General features: G+C 70.8%; 22 protein-coding genes. 12 read left to right on the top strand and 10 right to left on the bottom strand.

The features are described 5' to 3' along the window. Positions 1 to 29: 29 nt before the first annotated feature. Positions 30 to 1,103 carry a redox-regulated ATPase YchF gene (gene ychF, locus AS850_RS03940; RefSeq protein ID WP_119870110.1) on the bottom strand — a complete coding sequence of 358 codons (1,074 nt, stop codon included), beginning with the start codon at positions 1,101 to 1,103 and terminating at the stop codon, positions 30 to 32. A 62-nt stretch (positions 1,104 to 1,165) separates the two neighbouring features. Between ychF and AS850_RS03935 the strand changes: the two genes are divergently transcribed. From AS850_RS03935 to AS850_RS03925, 3 genes are all read left to right on the top strand, one after another. Further along, positions 1,166 to 1,762 carry an exonuclease domain-containing protein gene (locus AS850_RS03935; RefSeq protein WP_119867952.1) on the top strand — a complete coding sequence of 199 codons (597 nt, stop codon included), beginning with the start codon at positions 1,166 to 1,168 and terminating at the stop codon, positions 1,760 to 1,762. Positions 1,763 to 1,860: 98 nt separating this feature from the next. Beyond that, positions 1,861 to 2,067 (top strand): hypothetical protein, encoded by a 207-nt coding sequence (locus tag AS850_RS03930; RefSeq protein ID WP_119867951.1) that lies wholly within the window; start codon positions 1,861 to 1,863, stop codon positions 2,065 to 2,067. An 81-nt stretch (positions 2,068 to 2,148) separates the two neighbouring features. Further along, complete coding sequence (locus AS850_RS03925; RefSeq protein WP_119867950.1) at positions 2,149 to 3,432, top strand: DNA recombination protein RmuC; 1,284 nt, start codon at positions 2,149 to 2,151, stop codon at positions 3,430 to 3,432. On the opposite strand, the gene glpX is transcribed toward AS850_RS03925, so the two are convergent. Then, entirely contained in the window at positions 3,429 to 4,427 is a 999-nt protein-coding gene (gene glpX / locus AS850_RS03920) for a class II fructose-bisphosphatase (protein WP_119867949.1), read from the bottom strand. The two genes, AS850_RS03925 and glpX, sit on opposite strands and share 4 nt — an antisense overlap. Positions 4,428 to 4,537: 110 nt before the next feature. Here glpX and fbaA point away from each other — a divergent pair, with 110 nt between their 5' ends. Beyond that, positions 4,538 to 5,566 carry a class II fructose-bisphosphate aldolase gene (gene fbaA, locus AS850_RS03915; protein WP_119867948.1) on the top strand — a complete coding sequence of 343 codons (1,029 nt, stop codon included), beginning with the start codon at positions 4,538 to 4,540 and terminating at the stop codon, positions 5,564 to 5,566. Positions 5,567 to 5,910: 344 nt separating this feature from the next. Here the strand turns inward: fbaA and AS850_RS03910 are convergent, their stop codons facing one another. Both AS850_RS03910 and AS850_RS03905 read right to left on the bottom strand, forming a co-directional pair. Continuing rightward, a complete protein-coding gene (locus AS850_RS03910) occupies positions 5,911 to 6,543 on the bottom strand; it encodes a DUF6264 family protein (RefSeq protein WP_119867947.1) in 633 nt (210 codons plus the stop codon). Continuing rightward, positions 6,540 to 7,604, bottom strand: coding sequence for a 4-hydroxy-3-methylbut-2-enyl diphosphate reductase (locus tag AS850_RS03905; protein ID WP_236940884.1), 1,065 nt, complete (start codon positions 7,602 to 7,604; stop codon positions 6,540 to 6,542). Before AS850_RS03905 ends, AS850_RS03910 begins: the two co-directional genes overlap by 4 nt. Before the next feature lie 81 nt (positions 7,605 to 7,685). Here AS850_RS03905 and xseA point away from each other — a divergent pair, with 81 nt between their 5' ends. The 5 genes from xseA to AS850_RS03880 all read left to right on the top strand — a co-directional run bounded on the left by xseA (position 7,686) and on the right by AS850_RS03880 (position 12,118). Continuing rightward, positions 7,686 to 8,981, top strand: a complete 1,296-nt coding sequence (gene xseA / locus AS850_RS03900; RefSeq protein WP_119867946.1) for an exodeoxyribonuclease VII large subunit — start codon at positions 7,686 to 7,688, stop codon at positions 8,979 to 8,981. Positions 8,982 to 8,990: 9 nt separating this feature from the next. Beyond that, on the top strand, positions 8,991 to 9,227 hold the full coding sequence (locus tag AS850_RS03895) for an exodeoxyribonuclease VII small subunit (RefSeq protein ID WP_119867945.1): 237 nt from the start codon (positions 8,991 to 8,993) through the stop codon (positions 9,225 to 9,227). Further along, positions 9,224 to 9,889 carry a DUF4245 domain-containing protein gene (locus AS850_RS03890; protein WP_119867944.1) on the top strand — a complete coding sequence of 222 codons (666 nt, stop codon included), beginning with the start codon at positions 9,224 to 9,226 and terminating at the stop codon, positions 9,887 to 9,889. Before AS850_RS03895 ends, AS850_RS03890 begins: the two co-directional genes overlap by 4 nt. An 89-nt stretch (positions 9,890 to 9,978) precedes the next feature. Continuing rightward, on the top strand, positions 9,979 to 10,626 hold the full coding sequence (locus AS850_RS03885) for a carbonic anhydrase (RefSeq protein ID WP_236940812.1): 648 nt from the start codon (positions 9,979 to 9,981) through the stop codon (positions 10,624 to 10,626). 133 nt (positions 10,627 to 10,759) lie between these two features. Then, positions 10,760 to 12,118, top strand: a complete 1,359-nt coding sequence (locus AS850_RS03880; RefSeq protein ID WP_119870107.1) for a class II fumarate hydratase — start codon at positions 10,760 to 10,762, stop codon at positions 12,116 to 12,118. Here AS850_RS03880 and AS850_RS03875 read toward each other — a convergent pair. Further along, complete coding sequence (locus tag AS850_RS03875) at positions 12,096 to 12,782, bottom strand: prepilin peptidase (RefSeq protein ID WP_119867943.1); 687 nt, start codon at positions 12,780 to 12,782, stop codon at positions 12,096 to 12,098. The genes AS850_RS03880 and AS850_RS03875 overlap by 23 nt on opposite strands. Before the next feature lie 145 nt (positions 12,783 to 12,927). Beyond that, positions 12,928 to 14,265 carry a PhoH family protein gene (locus AS850_RS03870; protein WP_119870106.1) on the bottom strand — a complete coding sequence of 446 codons (1,338 nt, stop codon included), beginning with the start codon at positions 14,263 to 14,265 and terminating at the stop codon, positions 12,928 to 12,930. Positions 14,266 to 14,633: 368 nt separating this feature from the next. Here AS850_RS03870 and AS850_RS03865 point away from each other — a divergent pair, with 368 nt between their 5' ends. After that, positions 14,634 to 15,059: a BLUF domain-containing protein gene (locus AS850_RS03865; RefSeq protein WP_119867942.1), complete on the top strand. Its 426-nt coding sequence runs from the start codon at positions 14,634 to 14,636 to the stop codon at positions 15,057 to 15,059. A gap of 30 nt (positions 15,060 to 15,089) precedes the next feature. On the opposite strand, the gene AS850_RS03860 is transcribed toward AS850_RS03865, so the two are convergent. Continuing rightward, positions 15,090 to 16,217 carry an aminotransferase class V-fold PLP-dependent enzyme gene (locus tag AS850_RS03860; RefSeq protein ID WP_119867941.1) on the bottom strand — a complete coding sequence of 376 codons (1,128 nt, stop codon included), beginning with the start codon at positions 16,215 to 16,217 and terminating at the stop codon, positions 15,090 to 15,092. A 26-nt stretch (positions 16,218 to 16,243) separates the two neighbouring features. Beyond that, a complete protein-coding gene (locus AS850_RS03855; protein ID WP_269466613.1) occupies positions 16,244 to 17,056 on the bottom strand; it encodes an isoprenyl transferase in 813 nt (270 codons plus the stop codon). A 93-nt stretch (positions 17,057 to 17,149) separates the two neighbouring features. Here AS850_RS03855 and trhA point away from each other — a divergent pair, with 93 nt between their 5' ends. Together trhA and AS850_RS03845 are read left to right on the top strand one after the other, a co-directional pair. After that, complete coding sequence (trhA, locus tag AS850_RS03850; RefSeq protein WP_119867939.1) at positions 17,150 to 17,875, top strand: PAQR family membrane homeostasis protein TrhA; 726 nt, start codon at positions 17,150 to 17,152, stop codon at positions 17,873 to 17,875. Positions 17,876 to 17,981: 106 nt separating this feature from the next. After that, positions 17,982 to 18,335, top strand: a complete 354-nt coding sequence (locus tag AS850_RS03845) for a hypothetical protein (protein ID WP_119867938.1) — start codon at positions 17,982 to 17,984, stop codon at positions 18,333 to 18,335. A gap of 4 nt (positions 18,336 to 18,339) precedes the next feature. On the opposite strand, the gene AS850_RS03840 is transcribed toward AS850_RS03845, so the two are convergent. Beyond that, positions 18,340 to 18,654, bottom strand: coding sequence for a hypothetical protein (locus tag AS850_RS03840; protein WP_119867937.1), 315 nt, complete (start codon positions 18,652 to 18,654; stop codon positions 18,340 to 18,342). Then, on the bottom strand, positions 18,651 to 19,529 hold the full coding sequence (gene mca / locus AS850_RS03835; RefSeq protein WP_236940811.1) for a mycothiol conjugate amidase Mca: 879 nt from the start codon (positions 19,527 to 19,529) through the stop codon (positions 18,651 to 18,653). Before mca ends, AS850_RS03840 begins: the two co-directional genes overlap by 4 nt. Positions 19,530 to 19,597 lie beyond the last annotated feature (68 nt).

Genomic DNA, 19,597 nt, shown 5'->3' with positions numbered 1-19,597 from the left:
AGGTGCCCCGACCGCGTCGGGCAGGATGCCTAGTTGTTGAAGCGGAACTCCACCACGTCGCCGTCCTGCATGACGTACTCCTTGCCCTCGATGCGGGCCTTGCCCGCCGAGCGCGCCTCGTTGATCGAGCCCGTCGCGACGAGGTCGTCGAACGAGATGACCTCCGCCTTGATGAAGCCCTTCTCGAAGTCGGTGTGGATGACTCCTGCGGCCTGGGGCGCTTTCCAGCCCTTGCCGATCGTCCAGGCGCGGGTCTCCTTCGGACCGGCCGTCAGGTAGGTCTGGAGCCCGAGCGTGTCGAAGCCGATGCGGGCGAGCTGGTCGAGACCCGACTCCTCCTGCCCGGTCGAGGCGAGGAGCTCGGCGGCGTCGTCGGGGTCGAGGTCGATCAGCTCCGACTCGATCTTGGCGTCGAGGAAGATCGCCTCCGCGGGAGCCACGAGCGCCTGCAGCTTCGCCTTGGCCGCGTCGTCGGCGATGATCGTCTCGTCGACGTTGAAGACGTAGATGAAGGGCTTGGCCGTCAGGAGCCCCAGCTCGGCGATCGGGGCGAGGTCGAGTTTCGTGGACGACAGCGGTTCGCCCCGCTGCAGCGCGTCGCGCGCGGCGACGGCGGTGTCGTACACGGTCGGCTCGACGCGCTTGAGGCGGAGCTCCTTCTCGTAGCGGACGAGCGCCTTCTCGACGGTCTCGAGGTCGGCGAGGATCAGCTCGGTGTTGATGGTGCCGAGGTCGTTCTCGGGGTTGACCTCGCCGTCGACGTGGACCACGTCGGGGTCGACGAAGCCGCGCACGACCTCCGCGATGGCGTCGGCCTCGCGGATGTTGGCGAGGAACTTGTTGCCGAGCCCCTCCCCCTCGCTCGCGCCCTTGACGATGCCGGCGATGTCGACGAACGACACGGGCGCCGGCAGGATCTTCTCGCTGCCGAAGAGGCCGGCGAGCACGCCCAGGCGCGGGTCGGGCAGGTTGACCACTCCGACGTTCGGCTCGATGGTGGCGAACGGGTAGTTCGCCGCCAGAACCTGGTTCTTGGTCAGGGCATTGAACAGGGTCGACTTGCCCACGTTGGGGAGTCCGACGATCGCGATAGTGAGAGCCACGGTGGTCAAGCCTAACGGCGTGCGCCGCGGGCGACGTCGGAGGCCTGTGTCACGATGAGGCAATGCCCCTCGACTACGTAGCGATCGACTTCGAGACCGCGAACTCCTCCAGCGCGTCGGCGTGCTCGGTCGGTCTCGTCCGGGTCCGCGACGGCCGGGTCGTCGAGCGGGCCGGGTGGCTCATCCGGCCGCCGTTCGGGCACGACGCGTTCTCCGAGTGGAACACCCGGATCCACGGCATCGTCGAAAGCGACGTGCAGGAGGCCCTGGGCTGGGTCGAGCAGATGGCCGACCTCCTCGACTTCGCCGGAGACGACGTCCTGGTCGCCCACAACGCGGGCTTCGACATGGGCGTCATCCGTGCCGCCTGCGCCGCGACGGGGCTCGACTGCCCGCCGGCGCGCTACTTCTGCAGCCTCCAGGTCGCGCGCAAGACGTACGTCCTCGACTCCTACCGCCTCCCCGTCGCCGCGATGGCGGCCGGCTTCGACGACTTCACCCACCACGAGGCCCTCGCCGACGCGGAGGCCTGCGCCGCCATCGTCTCGCACGCGGCGAAGCGCCACGGTGCCACGTCGGTCGACGAGCTCGCGGCGCTCACCGGGCTCCGCGTCAACGTCCTCAAGCCCGCCGCCCCCGCTCGCAGTCTCGCGCGCTGAGATCGGGCTCGGCGTCGGGCGGAACGGGGTTCTTGTCACGGCCCCGCCGGAGGAATAGCGTTCGAGCGCACGAACCCATTTCTCACGAGGAGGTAGTCATGGCAGGTCTCGCAGACAAACTGGACAAGGCGTACGAAGCGACCCCGGTCGACGAACTGGCGAAGCTGCCGGTCGCCGCCCTGCAGGGGGTCAGCGACAGCGACGCCCAGCACCTCAAGGACGCCTTCGGCGTGACGACGATCGGCGACCTGGGGACGAACAAGTACTTCCTCTGGGCGCACGCGATCGCGACGCTCGCCGACTGACGCGGCGGCCCTCCCCGTCGGGTCGGTGAACCCGTCCGCGTCGGGGAGGGCTGTGTCGGTGGCTCCTGCGAGACTGCCCGCATGTCTCCGGTTCTCGCACTCGTCCTCGGCGTCGTGATCGGCGCCCTGCTCGGACTCGGCCTGGGCGCGGCGCTGTTCCGAGCGCGGGCCGCCGCCGCCGACTCGACGGCCTCCGCCCTCCACGAGCGGCTCCGCGCGCAGGAGTCGCAGTTCGCGCGCCAGCTCGACCAGCAGGAGGAGCGCATCGGCGAGCTCCACGACCGCCTCATCGCCGTCGCCGAGGCCGAGACCCGTCGCACCTCGACCGACGGCCGCGTGCTGACCGCCCTCAGCCCCGTGGCCGAGAGCCTGCGCGCCGTCCAGGCGAAGGTCGCCGAGATGGAGCAGCAGCGGCTTCGGCAGCACGGCGAGCTGAGCGAGCAGCTCCGGGCGGCGAGCGAGTCGGAGGAGCGGCTCCGGAGCACGGCCGAGTCCCTGGCGTCGGCCCTCAAGTCGAACAGCACGCGCGGGGTCTGGGGCGAGACGCAGCTGCGCAACGTGGTCCAGGCCGCCGGTCTCCTCGAGCGGGTCGACTTCGACGTGCAGACGAGCATCCGGAGCGACGCGGGGGCCGGGCGCCCCGACATGGTGATCCACCTGCCGGGCGGCAAGAACATCGCCGTCGACGCCAAGGTGCCCTTCACGTCGTACCTCGAGGCGTCGGCCATCGCGGCGACCGCGACCGGGGCCGAGGGCGCGCGCCGCGCCCTCCTGATGAAGGAGCACGTCAAGGCCGTCCGGGCGCACATCGACGCCCTCGCCGGCAAGACCTACTGGGCGGGCCTCGACGACTCCCCCGAGCTCGTCATCGCCTTCATCCCCAGCGAGTCGCTCGTCTCCTCCGCGCTCGAGGCCGACCCCTCGATCATGGACTACGCCTTCCAGAAGCGCGTCGCCCTGGCCTCGCCGGTCACGCTGTGGTCCGTCCTCAAGACGATCGCGTTCAGCTGGCAGCAGGACGTCGTCACGCAGGAGGCCAAGCAGCTCTTCGCCCTCAGCCGAGAGCTCTACGGCCGCATCTCGACCCTGGCGTCGCACGTCGACAAGCTCGGGCGGTCGGTGCGCGCCACCGTCGGCGACTACAACCGGTTCGTCGGATCGCTGGAGCGGCAGGTGCTTCCGTCGGCCCGCCGGCTCAGCATGCTCGACGAGTCGACGGTGATCCCCGCCTCACCCCTCGTCGAGGAGCTTCCGCGCGACCTCGTCGCCCCCGAGCTCACCGTCGACCTTCCCGACGCCGTCGACCTGCCCGACGCCGCCGAGCTATCCAACAGCACCGAGCCGGCCTACGGCATGCGCGACTAGGAGTCCTCGCCGAGCCACTTCTGCTCGAGGTGGTCGGCCACGACGCGGCGCTGGGTGCCGGAGTGCGAGCGCAGCACGAGGCTCTCCGTGCGGATCATGCCGTTCTTGCGGCTGACGCCGGCGACGAGCGCGCCGTCGGTGACACCCGTCGCGACGAAGTACGTGTTGTCGCCCGTGACGAGGTCGTCCGCGTGCAGGACGCGGTCGAGGTCGTGCCCGGCGTCGAGCGCGCGCTGGCGTTCCGCGTCGTCCTTCGGCTTGAGCTTGCCCTGGATCACGCCGCCGAGCGCCTTGACGGCGCACGCGGTGATGATGCCCTCGGGGGTGCCGCCCACGCCGACGCACATATCGATGCGCGACTCGGGTCGTGCGGCGTTGATGCCACCCGCGACGTCGCCGTCGAGCAGGAGGCGGGTGCCGGCTCCTGCCGCCCGGATGTCCTTGATGAGCTGCTCGTGACGGGGACGATCGAGGACGGCGATCTGCATCTGCTCGACCGAGATGCCCTTGGCGTGCGCGAGGGCCCGGATGTTCTCGCCGATCGGCTTGTTCAGGTCGATGACGCCGATGCCCTCGGGTCCGGTCACGATCTTGTCCATGTAGAAGACGGCGCTGGGGTCGTACATCGACCCGCGGTCGCTCACGGCGATGACGCTGACCGCGTTCTGGCGGCCGGTCGCGGTGAGGGAGGTCCCGTCGATCGGGTCGACCGCGATGTCGCAGGACGGGCCGTGACCGGTGCCGACGTGCTCCCCGTTGAAGAGCATCGGGGCGTCGTCCTTCTCGCCCTCGCCGATCACCACGACGCCGTCGAAGTCGACCGTGCCCAGGAACTTGCGCATCGCATCGACGGCGGCCCCGTCGGCGGCGTTCTTGTCGCCGCGGCCGATCCACGGTGCGGCACGGATCGCCGCCGCCTCGGTCGCCCTCACCAGCTCCATACCGAGGTTGCGGTCGGGGTGGGTGAAGAGCGTTCCGGTGTCTGTGCTGGCCATGGTCCGAACTCTACTAGGGGGTCGCGGCGGGGCACCGTCCGGGCCCTGACGGCCGGGCATCCTGCCCGTCTAGAGTGATGTCGAACGAAGCCGTTTACGAAGGAGAAGCCATGCCCGTCGCCACCCCCGAGCAGTACGCCGAGATGCTCGACCGCGCGAAGACGAAGGGGTTCGCCTACCCGGCGATCAACGTCTCGTCGTCGCAGACCATCAACGCCGTGCTCCAGGGCCTGACCGAGGCGGGTTCCGACGGGATCATCCAGGTCACCACGGGCGGTGCCGACTACTTCGCCGGGCAGACGGTCAAGAACCGTGCCGCGGGCGCCATCGCGTTCGCCAAGTTCGCGACCGAGGTCGCCAAGAACTACCCGGTGACCGTCGCCCTCCACACCGACCACTGCCCGAAGGACGCCCTCGACGGCTTCGTCCTCCCGCTCATCGCCGCCTCCGAGGAGGAGATCAAGGCCGGGCGCAACCCGCTCTTCCAGTCGCACATGTGGGACGGCTCCGCGGTCCCCCTCGACGAGAACATCTCGATCGCCGAGGAGATGCTGAAGCGCACCCGCGCCATCAACGCCATCCTCGAGGTCGAGATCGGCGTCGTCGGCGGCGAGGAGGACGGCGTCGAGCACGAGGGCACGAACGACGCTCTCTACACGACCGTCGGAGACGTCACGCGCGTCGTCGAGGCCCTCGGGCTCGGCGACAACGGCCGCTACATCGCGGCGCTGACCTTCGGCAACGTCCACGGCGTCTACAAGCCCGGCAACGTGAAGCTGCGCCCGGAGCTCCTCGGCGAGATCCAGCAGGGCATCCAGGAGAAGTTCGGCACGGCGGAGAAGCCGCTCGAACTCGTCTTCCACGGCGGCTCCGGCTCGACCGACGCGGAGATCGCGGAGGCCGTGAGCCACGGCGTCGTCAAGATGAACATCGACACCGACACGCAGTACGCCTTCAGCCGCTCGATCGCGGACACCGTGCTGAAGAACTACGACGGGTTCCTCAAGGTCGACGGCGAGGTCGGCAACAAGAAGATCTACGACCCGCGCTCCTGGGGCAAGATCGCCGAGTCGGCGATGGCCGCGCGCGTCGTCGAGGCGACGCGGCAGCTCGGCTCGTTCGGGCACTCCGCCGGCTAGTCGGCGCGGGCGCGCTGCCTTGCGCGCCCGGCCGGCTCGGCCCGGCGAGACTCCACAACACGCCACTCACTTTCGCGCGAAGGCGCCAAACGAGGAGTCTCACGGGCGGGAGCCGCACCCTCCCCCGCGAGACTCCACGACACGCCGCTCACCTTCGCGCGAAGGCGCCAAACGTGGAGTCTCGCGGGCGGGCGCCCCACGCTTCCTCGCGAGACTCCACAACACGCCGCTCACCTTCGCGCGAAGGCGCCAAACGTGGAGTCTCGCGGGCGGGCGCCCCACGTTTCCCCGCGAGACTCCACAACACGCCGCGCGAGCCACGCGCGCCGCGCGAGAGGCCGACCTCAGCGCCCGGAGGCCGCCGCGACACCGACGAACGACGGGTCGCCCATCATGACGGCGACCACGACGACGCCCACGACCACGTTGTAGGCGACGCCCGCGATGAGAAGGACGTGCCACGATCGGCGTCCGGCCCGGAGCCTTCGCAGCGACCACACCGCGACCAGCAGGAAGAGCACCACCGCCACGGCGGCGGCCGTCGCCCCGACCTTCTGCAGCGTGTCGGTGCTGCCGAAATCGCCCTGGATGTAGCCGTACTGGCGGAACGAACCGATGAAGGTCGATGCGAAGTCCGGCACCGCCGTCGCGTCGCTGATGACGCGGAAGAGCCCGAGGACCAGCAGGAGCACCGTGGCCATGCCGTTGGCGGAGCCGCGCCGCACCACCGGTGCGGGCCCCGGCACGGGAGACCCCGTCGGCGGTGGGGCGTCGTACCGACCGGCCGGCCCCTGCTGCCGGGGGGCGCTCGTGGGCGGGGGGACGGTGCCGGACGCAGGAGCATCGGACCGGGGCTCCTGCGCGACATCCGCCTCGGGCGGGGCGACGGGGCTGACCCAGCCGGGCGGGGCGTACTCGCCGTACTTCGGTGCGGGTCGGGGATCGATCCGCTCGCCGTAGCGCGGCTCGTCGCTCATCGGGTGCGGCCGCCGAGCGCCCGCGAGTCGTCGTTGCCGGAGGCGTCCTTGCGGAGCTCCTTGGGGAGCGAGAACAGGAGGTCCTCCTCCGCGGTGACGACCTCGCCGACGTCGCTGTAGCCGGCGTCGGACAGCTCGGCGAGGACCTCGTCGACGAGGACCTCGGGGACGGAGGCGCCGGAGGTGACACCGACGGTCTCGACGCCGTCGAGCCACTCCTGCTGGATCTCGGAGGAGTAGTCGACCCGGTAGGCGGCCTTCGCGCCGTACTCGAGGGCGACCTCCACGAGGCGCACGCTGTTGGAGCTGTTGGCGCTGCCGACGACGATGACGAGGTCGGAGTCCTCCGCGACCTTCTTGATGGCCACCTGGCGGTTCTGGGTGGCGTAGCAGATGTCGTCCGACGGCGGGTTCTGGATCGTCGGGAAGCGTTCGCGGAGCCGACGGACCGTCTCCATCGTCTCGTCGACGCTGAGGGTGGTCTGCGAGAGCCAGACGAGGTTGTCGGGATCCGCGATCTCGAGCGAGTCGACCTCGTCCGGGTTCTGCACGAGAGTGGTCTGCTCCGGCGCGTGGCCCATCGTGCCCTCGACCTCCTCGTGGCCGGCGTGGCCGATGAGGATGATGTGCTGATCCTGCTTCGCGAAGCGGACGGCCTCGCGGTGGACCTTCGTGACGAGGGGGCAGGTGGCGTCGATCGACTGCAGGTTGCGATCGGCGGCTCCCTGCACGACGGACGGCGCGACGCCGTGCGCGCTGAAGACGATGTGCGAGCCCTCGGGGACCTCGTCGACCTCGTCGACGAAGATCGCCCCCTGCTGCTCGAGCGTGGAGACGACGTGGACGTTGTGCACGATCTGCTTGCGCACGTAGACCGGGGCGCCGTAGTGCTCGAGCGCCTTCTCGACCGCGATGACGGCGCGGTCGACGCCGGCGCAGTAGCCGCGGGGAGCCGCCAGGAGCACGCGTTTGCGCCCGGTGACGGGGGTATCCTTTAGCCTGTTGCGGACCGCAGGAACTCGCGGCGTCGGAAGGTCGATGGCGAGAGCGCCATTGGTAATTCGGCTCACAGGGCGATTCTACGTAGGTCTGCTGTGGCAGTTCCTCCGAGTCGCCCGCCCGACGCAGAAGGAGAGCCCGCTTTGACGATCGTCACCCCGCCTCCCACGGCCGAGAACCCGTGGCCCGTCGGCCTTCTCGCGGGCAAGATCCGCGACTGGATCGACCGCCTCGGCACCGCCTGGGTCGAAGGCGAGATCACGCAGTGGAACGTGTCGGGCGGCAACGTCTACGGCAAGCTGAAGGATCTCGAGATGGACGCCACCGTGTCGTTCTCGGTGTGGTCGAGCACACGCTCGAAGATCCCCGGCGACCTGAAGCAGGGCGACCGCGTCATCGCCGCCGTCAAGCCCAACTACTGGGTCAAGGGCGGCTCTCTCACCATGCAGGTCTTCGACATGCGCCACGTCGGCCTCGGCGACCTTCTCGAACGCCTGGAGCGCCTCAAGCGCCAGCTCGCCTCGGAGGGCCTGTTCTCCCCCGAACGCAAGCGGCCTCTGCCGTTCCTTCCGCAGTGCATCGGCCTCGTCACGGGCAAGGACTCCGACGCCGAGAAAGACGTCCTCCGCAACGCGCAGCTCCGCTGGCCGTCCGTCCGGTTCCGCGTCGTCCACGCCGCTGTGCAGGGCGATCGGATGGTGGGCGAGGTGACGGCCGCCATCCAGCGGCTCGACGCCGACCCCGAGGTCGACGTCATCATCGTCGCGCGCGGCGGCGGCGACTTCCAGAACCTCCTCGGCTTCAGCGACGAGGGTCTCGTCCGGGCGGCGGCAGGAGCCACGACGCCGATCGTCAGCGCCATCGGCCACGAGGCGGACCGCCCGCTCCTCGACGAGGTCGCCGACCTCCGCGCGTCCACGCCGACCGACGCCGCGAAGCGGGTGGTGCCCGACGTGGGCGAGGAGCTGCAGCGCGTGCAGCAGGCCCGCGCCCGGATCGGCCAGCGGCTGACCCAGCTCGTCAACACGGAGATCGACCGCCTCGGCCAGGTGCGCAGCCGTCCCGTGCTCGCCCGGCCCGAGACGCTGATCGACGTGCGCGCCGACGAGCTCGTCCGCCACGTCGCCCGCAGCGAGGAGCTGCTCCGGCGCACGCTCGAGCGCGCGGGCACGCGCGTGTCGGAGCTGCGCGTGCAGCTCCGCGCCCTGTCGCCGGAGTCGACCCTGCGGCGCGGATACTCCATCGCCCAGCTGCCGTCCGGGGCCGTCCTGCGCGACGCCGCCGAGGCTCCTGCGGGCACCGACCTCCTCCTCACGCTCGCCTCGGGCACGCTCGGTGCCACCAGCACCGGCTCCGGCTCCGGCTTCGGCTCCGGCTCCGGCTCCGGCTCCGGCTCCGGGCCGAGCGACCCCGGCTCGACTCCCACCCAGGCTCGATAGGATTTCCCCGTGGCACAGACCTCCCCTCCCGCCGTCTCCGACCTCAGCTACGAGCAGGCCCGCGACGAGCTCGTGACCGTGGTCACGGAGCTCGAGCAGGGCTCGTCGACGCTCGAGCGCTCGCTCGCGCTGTGGGAGCGCGGCGAGGCCCTCGCGAACCGCTGCGAGGAGTGGCTCCTCGGGGCCAAGGAGCGCCTGGAGAAGGCGCGACGGGCCACCTCGCAGAGTGCCGACGGGGAGTCATGACCTCCGTCCCCCCGCCGCCCCCGCCGATCGGCCGTCAACGGCCGCCGCGCGTCGTCGCCGAGCTCGGGCGACCCGAGACGCCGGAGGAGACCGCGGCACGCAAGGCCGCGAGCTCCCGCGCCCACCGCGTCAATCAGACGACCCGCAACCTCCTGCTCTCCATCGGCGCCTCCGTCGGCATCGTGCTCGTGCTGGTGCTCGCCGTGGTGCGCCCCAACGAGTCGCAGATCACGCCGACCGACTACCGCCAGGTCGCCGCCTCCGCGCAGCAGCAGGTGACGCCGACGCTCGCGGCTCCGAGCCTCCCGTCCGGCTGGTCGTCGAACAGCGCCGAGATCCGACCCGCGGGGTCCGACGGCGTGCAGTCGTGGTACGTCGGCTTCCTCACCCCCGACACGCAGTTCATCGGGCTGACGCAGGGCCTCGACGCCAACCAGACCTGGCTGAGCAACACCCTCGAGAAGGGTGTCGCCACGTCGTCGACCTCGGTCGGCGGTGTGACCTGGAAGGTCTACGACCGCAGGAGCGACACGAACGCCGGCAACCTCGCCTACTCGATGTCGGCCGTCATCGATCGCAGCACCGTCGTGCTGTCGGGCACGGCGACCGACGCGCAGTTCGACCTCCTCGCCCAGCGCGTCGCGGAGCAGCTGACCCGCTGACGCCCGGCCCGCCGCTGCCGGACCCGACGGCGACCCGGCCCCACCTCGCAGACACACCCCCAGAGCCCTCGAAGAGACACGGAGACGACGTGACCACGACCGACATCACCACCCCGGGCGACGCCTGGTCGGCCCTCCTCAAGGGCAACGAGCGCTTCGTCGAGGGGCGCCCCGAGCACCCCCGGCAGGACGCCGATCGGCGCGCTCTCCTGGCGCAGGGCCAGCAGCCCATCGCGGCGCTGTTCGGTTGCTCCGACTCGCGTCTGGCCGCGGAGATCATCTTCGACGCGGGGCTCGGCGACCTGTTCGTCGTCCGCAACGCCGGACAGGTGGTCGGCGAGGAGGTGCTCGGCACCCTCGAGTTCGCGGTCGGTCAGCTGGGCATCCCGCTGATCGTCGTCCTCGGCCACGACAGCTGCGGCGCCGTCGCGGGGGCGATCCAGTCGATCGACGCCGACTCCGAGCCCGCCTCCTTCTACCTCCAGCGCCTCATCGACATGATCGTGCCGTCGGTCAAGAGCGCCCACCGCGCCCTGGCCGACGGCGCCGACCGCGACGCGCCGCTCGACCCGCGCGAGGTGGGCCGGCTCCACATCGAGGCCTCGGTCACCGCGCTCCTGGGCCGCTCCCCGCTCATCTCGGAGGCCGTCGCCAGCGGTAGATTGGCCGTCGTCGGCGCGAACTACGACCTCGCGAACGGCCGGGTCGACCCCCACACCGTGGTCGGCACGCTCTGACCCAGAACCACCCCGTCGCGCGCTCAGGGCGCGGCGCACACCAGCCCGAGACCCGGGCCAACGGAAGGACCACAGCGACGTGACCACGACCGAGACCTCGGCCCGCGACGAGTACCGCATCGAGCACGACACGATGGGAGAGGTGCGCGTCCCCGCCACCGCCCTGTACGGCGCTCAGACGCAGCGCGCCGTCGAGAACTTCCCCATCTCGGGTAAGGGCCTGGAGCCCGCGCAGATCGTCGCGCTCGCGCGCATCAAGAAGGCCGCCGCGACCGTCAACGGGCAGCTCGGCATCCTCGACGAGAAGCTCGCCGCCGCCGTCGCCGAGGCGGCCGATCTCCTCATCGAGGGCCAGCACCACGATCAGTTCCCCGTCGACGTCTACCAGACGGGCAGCGGCACCTCCTCGAACATGAACATGAACGAGGTCCTGGCGACGCTGGCCTCGGGCATCCTGGGCTCGAAGGTCCACCCCAACGACCACGTCAACGCGTCGCAGTCGTCGAACGACGTCTTCCCCACCTCCGTGCACGTCGCCGTGACCGGCGCTCTCCTGCACGACCTCGTCCCGGCCCTCGACCACCTGGCGGTGTCTCTCGAGAGGAAGGCCGAGGAGTGGAAGGGCGTCGTCAAGGCCGGCCGCACCCACCTGATGGACGCCACCCCGGTCACCCTCGGGCAGGAGTTCGGCGGGTACGCCCGCCAGATCCGCCTCGGCATCGACCGCGTCACGGCGACCCTCCCGCGCGTCGCCGAGGTGCCCCTCGGCGGGACCGCGACGGGAACCGGCATCAACACGCCGCAGGGCTTCCCGCAGCGCGTCATCGAGCTGCTGGCCGCCGACTCCGGGCTGCCGGTGACGGAGGCCGTCGACCACTTCGAGGCGCAGGGTGCCCGCGACGGCCTCGTCGAGGCCTCGGGTGCCCTCCGCGTCCTCGCGGTCAGCCTCACCAAGATCAACAACGACCTGCGCTGGATGGGCTCCGGGCCGAACGCCGGCCTCGGCGAGCTCCACATCCCCGACCTCCAGCCCGGGTCGTCGATCATGCCCGGCAAGGTCAATCCCGTCATACCTGAGGCCGTGCTCATGGTGAGCGCGCGCGTCATCGGCAACGACGCCACGATCGCCTGGGCCGGAGCCTCGGGCGCCTTCGAGCTGAACGTCGCCATCCCCGTGATGGGCACCGCTCTGCTCGAGTCGATCCGCCTTCTCTCGAACGCCACCCGCGCTCTCGCCGACAAGACCGTCGACGGCCTCGAGGCCAACGTCGAGCACGCCCGCGCCCTCGCCGAGTCGTCGCCCTCGATCGTCACGCCGCTCAACCGCATCATCGGATACGAGGCGGCCGCGAAGATCGCCAAGCACTCGGTGGCCGCGAAGATGACCGTCCGCGAGGCCGTCGTCGACCTCGGCTTCGTCGAGCGCGGCGAGGTCACCGAGGAGCAGCTCGACGCGGCCCTCGACGTGCTCAGCATGACCCACCCGGGCTGAGCGCGGCCACACCGACGGCGCACCAGTAGCCGGCGAGCAGGGGCGGTCCGAACGCGATCGTCCGCCTCGGGCGATGTTGCGGCGACCCCTCCGACGCCCGGCGCCCCGCCGTCGCGCACGCCCCCGTCGGTGCTGGCCGCGTGCCTCCGGGCCCCGTCGCTCCGGCAGCGGGGTCCAACCCTCGGCCGATCCGCCCCCGGCTGCCCAGGGTCTGAGACAGCGCGGCCGCGAGTGCGCCGAGACTCGCGACCGCGGCGACGACGACGAGGAGCGACGGCGCGATCTGGGCGACCGACCCCGCGATCGCGGCGGCGAGTTTGACGTCGCCCATGCCGAAAGCGCCCCGGCGTGCGGCGGCGACGCCGGCGAGGGCGACGCAAGCCGGTGGGAGGAGCGCCAGCAGGGCCTCCTGCGGGCCCCGCCCGGAAGCGACGGACGACAGAGCCCCCGCCGCGATCGAGGCGACGACGAGCGCGAGCGCCGGCAGCGTCGCGACGTCGGGGAGTCGGCGTACGCCGAGGTCGCTCCGGACGAGGAAGGGCGTGCAGGCGGCGAGCCACAGCGCCGCAGGCAGGCAGAACGCCGCTGCGGAGTCGGCCGGAGCCGCGGCGAAGGCGAGCCCCGCCAGGACGAGGATGGCGAGGGCGTCGCCGAGAGCGGTCATGGCTCCACGCTAGGACCGTCGCGGGAGCGCGAACGGGCGAGATCCTCGCCTGTGGAGAGCGCTGCGCCTGTGGGGGAACCGTGCGCTCAGAAGGAAGAGGGGCCCCGGCGCAGAACGCACCGGGACCCCGTCAGAGCGAGGACGCTCAGGCCAGCTCGTTCGACTCCAGCAGATCGGTGACGAGAGCCGCGATCGCCGAGCGCTCGGAGCGTGTCAGCGTCACGTGCGCGAAGAGCGGGTGGCCCTTCAGCGTCTCGATCACGCTGGCGACCCCGTCGTGGCGACCCACGCGGAGGTTGTCGCGCTGAGCGACGTCGTGCGTCAGCACCACGCGCGAGTTCTGGCCGATCCGGCTCAGCATCGTCAGCAGGACGTTGCGTTCGAGCGACTGCGCCTCGTCGACGATCACGAACGCGTCGTGCAGCGAGCGGCCGCGGATGTGCGTCAGCGGCAGGACCTCCAGGATGCCGCGCTCGAGCACCTCGTCGAGGACGTTCTGCGACACGATGGCCCCGAGGGTGTCGAAGACGGCCTGCGCCCAGGGGTTCATCTTCTCGCCGGCGTCGCCGGGCAGGAATCCCAGGTCTTGACCACCGACCGGGTAGAGCGGCCGGAACACCATGATCTTCTTGTGCTGCTGCTTCTCGAGCACGGCCTCGAGGCCGGCGCAGAGGGCGAGGGCCGACTTGCCCGTGCCCGCGCGGCCGCCGAGCGACACGATGCCAACCTCAGGGTCGAGAAGCAGGTCGATGGCGAGTCGCTGCTCCGCCGAGCGACCGTGCAGGCCGAAGACGTCGCGGTCGCCGCGGACGAGCCGCACGTGCCCCTTGGACACGACGCGTCCGAGCGCCGAGCCGCGGTCGGAGTGCATCACGAGACCGGTGTTGACGGGCTGCTCGGCGACGCGCGTCGAGATGTGCTCGTCGTCGTAGAGCTTCGCCATCTGCTCGCTCGAGACGTCGACCTCCGCGATGCCCGTGTAGCCCGAGTCGACGACCTGCTCGGCCCGGTACTCCTCCGCCGAGAGGCCGATCGAGGCGGCCTTGACGCGGAGCGGGAGGTCTTTGGAGACGACCACGACGTCGAGGCCGTCGTTCGAGAGATTGGAGGCGACCGCGAGGATCCGGGAGTCGTTGTCGTCGAGACGGAGCCCGGACGGCAGGACGGCCATGTTGGAGTGGTTCAGCTCGACCCGGAGCGACCCGCCCTTTCCGACCGCGACCGGGAAGTCGAGCCGTTCGTATTTGATGCGCAGCTCGTCGAGGAGCCGCAGGGCCTGCCGAGCGAAGTAGCCGAGCTCCGGGTCGTGGCGTTTCTTCTCCAGCTCGCCGATGACGACGACGGGGATCACGACGGCCTGCTCGGCGAACCGGAACATGGCCTGCGGATCGGAGAGCAGGACCGAGGTGTCGAGGACGTAGGTGCGCTGGGCGGTCGCGCTCCGGACCCCGGTGGGGGAATCGGCTCGACTCTCGCTCGACACCTCCCCCTGCGACTCGGTGCTGCTCGAGTGTGCGGTGATGTCGAACGCGGCCACGACCACTCCATCTCCGAGTGCCGGGCACTCGGTACTTTCCCGCAAGACGGCCGTGGAGCAGTTCCGAAACGAACTTACGTGGCCGTCTCGACCGGGTGCTCTACCCGATGCCTCGAAGCTACGTCAGCCCGCCGACACTCGCCACTCTCGACACACCGGCGCCAGGTTACGAGCCGATTAACGCGTGTCGCAGGAGCCCCACGCCGACGTCCGCCGTGCCACCGGCGTCGGCCCGACAACGCCCAGAACGGGGGCGATCGCGGCGGGCGGGCATCCTGCAGGATGGATGAGCAGTCGAAAAATTGGAGCGCCGCATGCTGTCCCTCGTCTACTCGAGCACCGCCCGAACCGAATTCACCGACGGGGATCTCATCACCCTCCTCATGAACAGCCGGGCGAACAATCGCCGGGTCGGACTGACGGGGCTCCTGCTCTACCGGGACGGCCGCTTCCTCCAGGTCCTCGAAGGCGAGGAGGAGGCCGTTCGTCGTCGGTACGCGATCGTCGCGAAGGATCCGCGGCACCGCCAGATCCGCATCCTGCTGGAGGAGACGATCGACGAGCGCCGGTTCCCGCGCTGGACGATGGGCTACGAGACGCTCACCGATCCGCTGATCGCGCTCATCCCGGGCTACGACCGGTTCTTCGACGACCCGTCGTCGGCGGCGGGCCTCGACGACGACGCGCGCGCACTCATCGAGGCCTTCCGCACCGACGGGGTCGCGGCCACCTCGGCCTGACCCCGTTCGTGACCCGGGACCGGGTGACTCTCAGTACGACAGGTTGCTGCCGTAGGAGGTGAGCGCCCCGCGGAGCGCCTCGAACGTCGCCTCGTCGGTGGACACGTGCGCGCTCAACCGGACGGCACCGTCGCGGACGGTCGCCGTGATGCCGTGGTTGATCAGCTCCGCCGTGAGCGCCGTCAGCTTGCCGGCCTCGGGCTCGAGCACGACGATCCCGGCGCGCTCCGTCTCGTCGCGCGACGACACGACCTCGACGGCGAACTCGTCGGCGAGGTCGATGAGGCGCGACACCTTCTCCGCGATGGACTCTCGGATCGCTCCGACACCGACGGCTGCGACGGCCTCGAGCGCGGTCGAGAAGCGGGCCTGCGCGATTGGATCGGGCCGCGTGACCTGGAAGGCCGCGGCGCCCTGCAGGGGTGGGGGCACCTCCTCGTAGGAGGCGCCGAGCGGCACGATCGTGCCCGAGACGCCGCTGAAGAGCGGGACGAGGTCGGTGGCCGCGCGCTCGCTCAGCGCGAGGAAGCCCGTGCCCCAGCCGGCCCGCATCCACTTCTGTCCGCCGGAGACGACGACGTCCGCCACCTCGTAGGGGGCCTCGACGACGCCGAAGCCCTGGATGGCGTCGACGATGAGCATCCGGTCGCCGATGACGTCGCGGATCGCCTCGAGATCGGCCAGGTAGCCCGTCCGGTAGTCGACGAGGCTGACGGCCACCGCGGTGGTTGCCGGGGTGAGGTTGTCGCGGACCGTCTCGGGCGTGACGACGCCCTGCGGCGGCTGCATGGTGATGACGTCGAGCGTGTGCTGGGCCTGGACCGCCCGCTGCGCCGCCACCGGGATGCTCGGGTACTCGCGCGCCGAGTAGAGCACCTGCCCGGTCAGACCGAAGAAGGTGTGCAGGAGCCCCGTGGACGCGTTCCCCTGGAAGACCACGCGGTCGGTGGCGAACCCGGTCAGCGCGCGGACGGCCTCGCGGACGCGGATGTCCTGCTCGTCGAACACGGCGGCGGCGCCGTAGCGCGCCCGGGAGTGGATCTCGCCGAGGGCGTTCTGCTCCTCGAGGACGGCCCGGCTCAGGGGCCCGAACGAGGCGAAATCGAGGTACCCCGGGTCTTCGGCGAATCCTCGGGCGTACTCGTCAATGCTGGTCACAGAAGCTCCCGTGGTCGGCGGACAACCTACCCACCGTACCGGCGATGGCGCGCCGCGTAGTCACGGACGGCGCGGAGGAAGTCGACCTCGCGGAGATCGGGGTAGAAGGCCTCGACGAAGTAGAACTCGCTGTGGGCGCTCTGCCAGAGCATGAAGTCGCTCAGCCGCTGCTCGCCGGAGGTGCGGATCACGAGGTCGGGGTCGGGCTGCCCGCCCGTGTAGAGGTGCTCGGCGATGAGCTCGGGCGTCAGCACGTCGGCGAGGTCGTCGATGGTGCCGCCGTCGGCCCCGTGCTGGTGCACGATGCTCCTCATGGCGTCGGCGATCTCGCGGCGGCCTCCGTAGCCGACGGCGAGGTTGACGTGGAGACCCGAGTGGCCGGCGGTGCTCCGCTCGGCCTCGGCCAGCGTCGCGGCGAGCCGCTCGGGCAGACCGTCGGTCGAGCCGACGTGCTGGACCCGCCAGTCGCGGAACTTGGAGAGGTCGTCGGCCAGGTCGGCGATGATGTCGACGAGGGCGGTCAGCTCCTCGTCCTCGCGGTTGGTGAGGTTGTCGGAGGAGAGCAGGTAGAGGGTGACGACCCGGATGCCGAGGTCGTCGCACCAGGTGAGGAACTCCCGGATCTTCGCGGCGCCGGCCCGGTGACCGTGAGCGGCGGTCTCGAGCATCCGCTGCTTCGCCCAGCGGCGGTTCCCGTCGACGATCATGGCGACGTGGTGCGGCAGCTCCAGGCCGGCCAGACCGCGTCGGATGCGGTTCTGGTAGAGGCCGTAGAGGAACCCCCGGCCGACGGGCGTCTCTCCCGCGTCGTCCTCGCTCAAGCGTCGGCGGTTCGTCACGCAGCTACGCTAGCCCACTCTCGGTGTGGGGACGCCGTCGCATCGGGGAGGCGCTCAGCCTGTCTCCGACGGGGCCCCGTAGGCTCACCCGGCATGACACCGACTGACGAGGGGACGACCCCGATCACGGGGGCCGCGGAGGCCAAGCTGCCGTTCCTGGACGACGAGCTCGCGCATCCCGCGACCGAGACGAAGCCGACCTGGCGCGGCTGGATCCACGCGGGCACGTTCCCGGTCGCGATCGCGCTCGGCGTCGTCCTGGTCACGCTCGCCCACGGCGGCCCGGCCAAGGCCTCGACGGCCGTCTTCTTCGGCACGTCGCTCCTGCTCTTCGGCATCTCGGCGACCTATCACCGCTTCGACTGGAGCCCGCGGGCGAAGCTCCTGCTGAAGCGCATGGACCACTCCAACATCTTCCTGCTGATCGCCGGCACCTACACGCCGATCGCCGTGCTCGCGCTCCCCCAGCGCCAGGCGACGACGCTTCTGATCTTCATCTGGACGGGTGCCGTCCTCGGCATCGCGTTCCGCATCTTCTGGACCTCCGCGCCGCGATGGCTCTACGTCCCGCTCTACGTCCTGCTGGGCGTCGGGGCGCTGCTCTACCTGCCGCAGCTCCTCGAATCGAGCCCGGCCACGATGATCCTGGTGCTGACCGGTGGGCTCTTCTACATCGTCGGGGCGGTCGTCTACGGCCTGAAGAGGCCCAACCCGATCCCGGGCGTCTTCGGCTTCCACGAGATCTTCCACGCGCTCACGGTGCTGGCGTTCGCCTGCCACTGGACGGGCGTGCTCATCGTCGCGCTCGACCCGCGCTGACCGCGAGCGTCCCGGCCGCCGTCCGACGCGGGCGGGTGACGGAGCCCGTACCCCGTCGGGCGTCTCGCTGAGGGCGGGCCGCCGGACGACGTGTACCGTCCGTCGCATGAGCACCGGAACCGAGCCCGAGGGCGACCCTCAGGCGGACGCGACGCAGTCCGGCCTCGCCGTGATCGCGGAGGCGACGGCGCTTCGGGACGACGACCCGGAGGTCTCGCTGGCCGCTCGGGAGAACCTGCTCGACACCGTGGACGACCTCGTCGACGAACCCCTCACACCGCGCCAGGAGGAGGTGGTCGAGGCCGTGGCCGTGGCCGGCGGATCGCTGACCGCGGGCCTCTCCGGAGCTCTGGCCCGGGAGCGACGGTCTCGTCCCGAGGACGTCCTCACCGGCGCCGCGGCCGCCCTGCTGAACACGGGACGCGGCGGCGACGCCCCGGGCGACGCTCCCGGAGCCTGACGACTCAGTCGTCGCGCCTGCCCTGCTCCCGCAGCTCGTCGTCGAGACCCGCCGCCTCGCGGGCGGCCTCCTCGCGCTCGAGCTCGATCTGCTCGCGCACCTCGGCCCGGTAGCGCACCCGGCGGATCCGCCTCGTCATGTCGACGATCAGGAAGACGGTCGCCAGGGCGACGACGAAGATGGCGACGAAGCCGATCCAACCCGGCGTGACCTGCACGTCGGGGACCCCCTGCGCAGGCGCCGACGACGGGTTGCTCGTCTCGGCGAGGTAGGTGACGACCCGGGAGGAGGCGACGGCGACCGCGGCTGCAGCGCTCACGCCTCGATCCCCGCGAACAGGTCGGTCTCGGGCAGGGACGTCTCGACGCGGGCGTCGACGAGCTGGAAGTCCTCTGTCGGCCAGGCGCGCTTCTGCAGGTCGTTCGGCCAGAAGAAGAACGCGCTGTCGGGCGACACCTGACTGGCGTGAGCGCGCAGGGCGGCATCGCGCGCGTCGAAGGAATCGGAGACGTCGACGTGCGTCGTCGAGAGGTCGGGCCGAGCGCCCATCCACTCCATCATCTCGACCATCTTCTCGTTGAGGGGCGAATCGGGCAGCTCCACGGAGAGCTGGTGCTGGATGGCGCGCATCTTCGACGCGTTCATGATGCGGTCGTAGTAGAGCTTCGAGACCTGCCAGGCGGGCCCGGCGTCGGGGTAGCGCGCAGGATCGGCGGCGGCCTCGTAGGCGGCCACGGAGACCTCGTGGCAGCGGATGTGATCGGGGTGCGGGTAGCCGCCGTTCTCGTCGTAGGTCACGAGCACGTGGGGCTTGAAGCGACGCAGGATGCGCACGAGCGGCTCCGTCGACGTCTCGAGCGGGATGGTCGCGAACGAGTTGACCGCGACCGACTCGCCCTCGCCGGGGAGGCCGGAGTCGCTGTAGCCGAGCCAGGCGTGGTCGATCCCCATCGCCTCCTGCGCCCGCGCCATCTCGAGCACGCGCAGGCCCGCGATGTCGCGCTCGGCGTGGGCGCGCGCCTCGAGGTTCTCGTTGAGGATGGACCCCTGCTCACCGCCCGTGCAGCTCACGACCAGCACCTCGACGCCGCGCTTGCGGTAGTGGGCGTAGGTCGCCGAGCCCTTGCTCGACTCGTCGTCGGGATGCGCGTGCACCGCCAGGAGACGGAGAGCTCCCGGGTTCGAGGTAGGCACAGTGTTGTCCTCAGATTCCTGTCACGGTCAGCGTTGCTAACCTAAGGTCCAAGGATAATCGGACGGAG

The organism is Frondihabitans sp. 762G35 (assembly GCF_002074055.1).
Taxonomy (GTDB): domain Bacteria; phylum Actinomycetota; class Actinomycetes; order Actinomycetales; family Microbacteriaceae; genus Frondihabitans.
This window is presented reverse-complemented; position numbering and strand designations above follow the sequence as displayed.

Excerpts from the sequence above, each read along its gene's own strand:
- AS850_RS03880 (WP_119870107.1), top strand. The coding sequence starts at position 10,760 with ATGGGAGAGGTGCGCGTCCCCGCCACCGCCCTGTACGGCGCTCAGACG.
- AS850_RS03930 (WP_119867951.1), top strand. The coding sequence starts at position 1,861 with ATGGCAGGTCTCGCAGACAAACTGGACAAGGCGTACGAAGCGACCCCG.
- fbaA (WP_119867948.1), top strand. The coding sequence starts at position 4,538 with ATGCCCGTCGCCACCCCCGAGCAGTACGCCGAGATGCTCGACCGCGCG.
- AS850_RS03890 (WP_119867944.1), top strand. The coding sequence starts at position 9,224 with ATGACCTCCGTCCCCCCGCCGCCCCCGCCGATCGGCCGTCAACGGCCG.
- AS850_RS03925 (WP_119867950.1), top strand. The coding sequence starts at position 2,149 with ATGTCTCCGGTTCTCGCACTCGTCCTCGGCGTCGTGATCGGCGCCCTG.
- glpX (WP_119867949.1), bottom strand. The coding sequence starts at position 4,427 with ATGGCCAGCACAGACACCGGAACGCTCTTCACCCACCCCGACCGCAAC.
- AS850_RS03875 (WP_119867943.1), bottom strand. The coding sequence starts at position 12,782 with ATGACCGCTCTCGGCGACGCCCTCGCCATCCTCGTCCTGGCGGGGCTC.
- AS850_RS03865 (WP_119867942.1), top strand. The coding sequence starts at position 14,634 with ATGCTGTCCCTCGTCTACTCGAGCACCGCCCGAACCGAATTCACCGAC.
- AS850_RS03845 (WP_119867938.1), top strand. The coding sequence starts at position 17,982 with ATGAGCACCGGAACCGAGCCCGAGGGCGACCCTCAGGCGGACGCGACG.
- AS850_RS03910 (WP_119867947.1), bottom strand. The coding sequence starts at position 6,543 with ATGAGCGACGAGCCGCGCTACGGCGAGCGGATCGATCCCCGACCCGCA.
- trhA (WP_119867939.1), top strand. The coding sequence starts at position 17,150 with ATGACACCGACTGACGAGGGGACGACCCCGATCACGGGGGCCGCGGAG.
- AS850_RS03935 (WP_119867952.1), top strand. The coding sequence starts at position 1,166 with ATGCCCCTCGACTACGTAGCGATCGACTTCGAGACCGCGAACTCCTCC.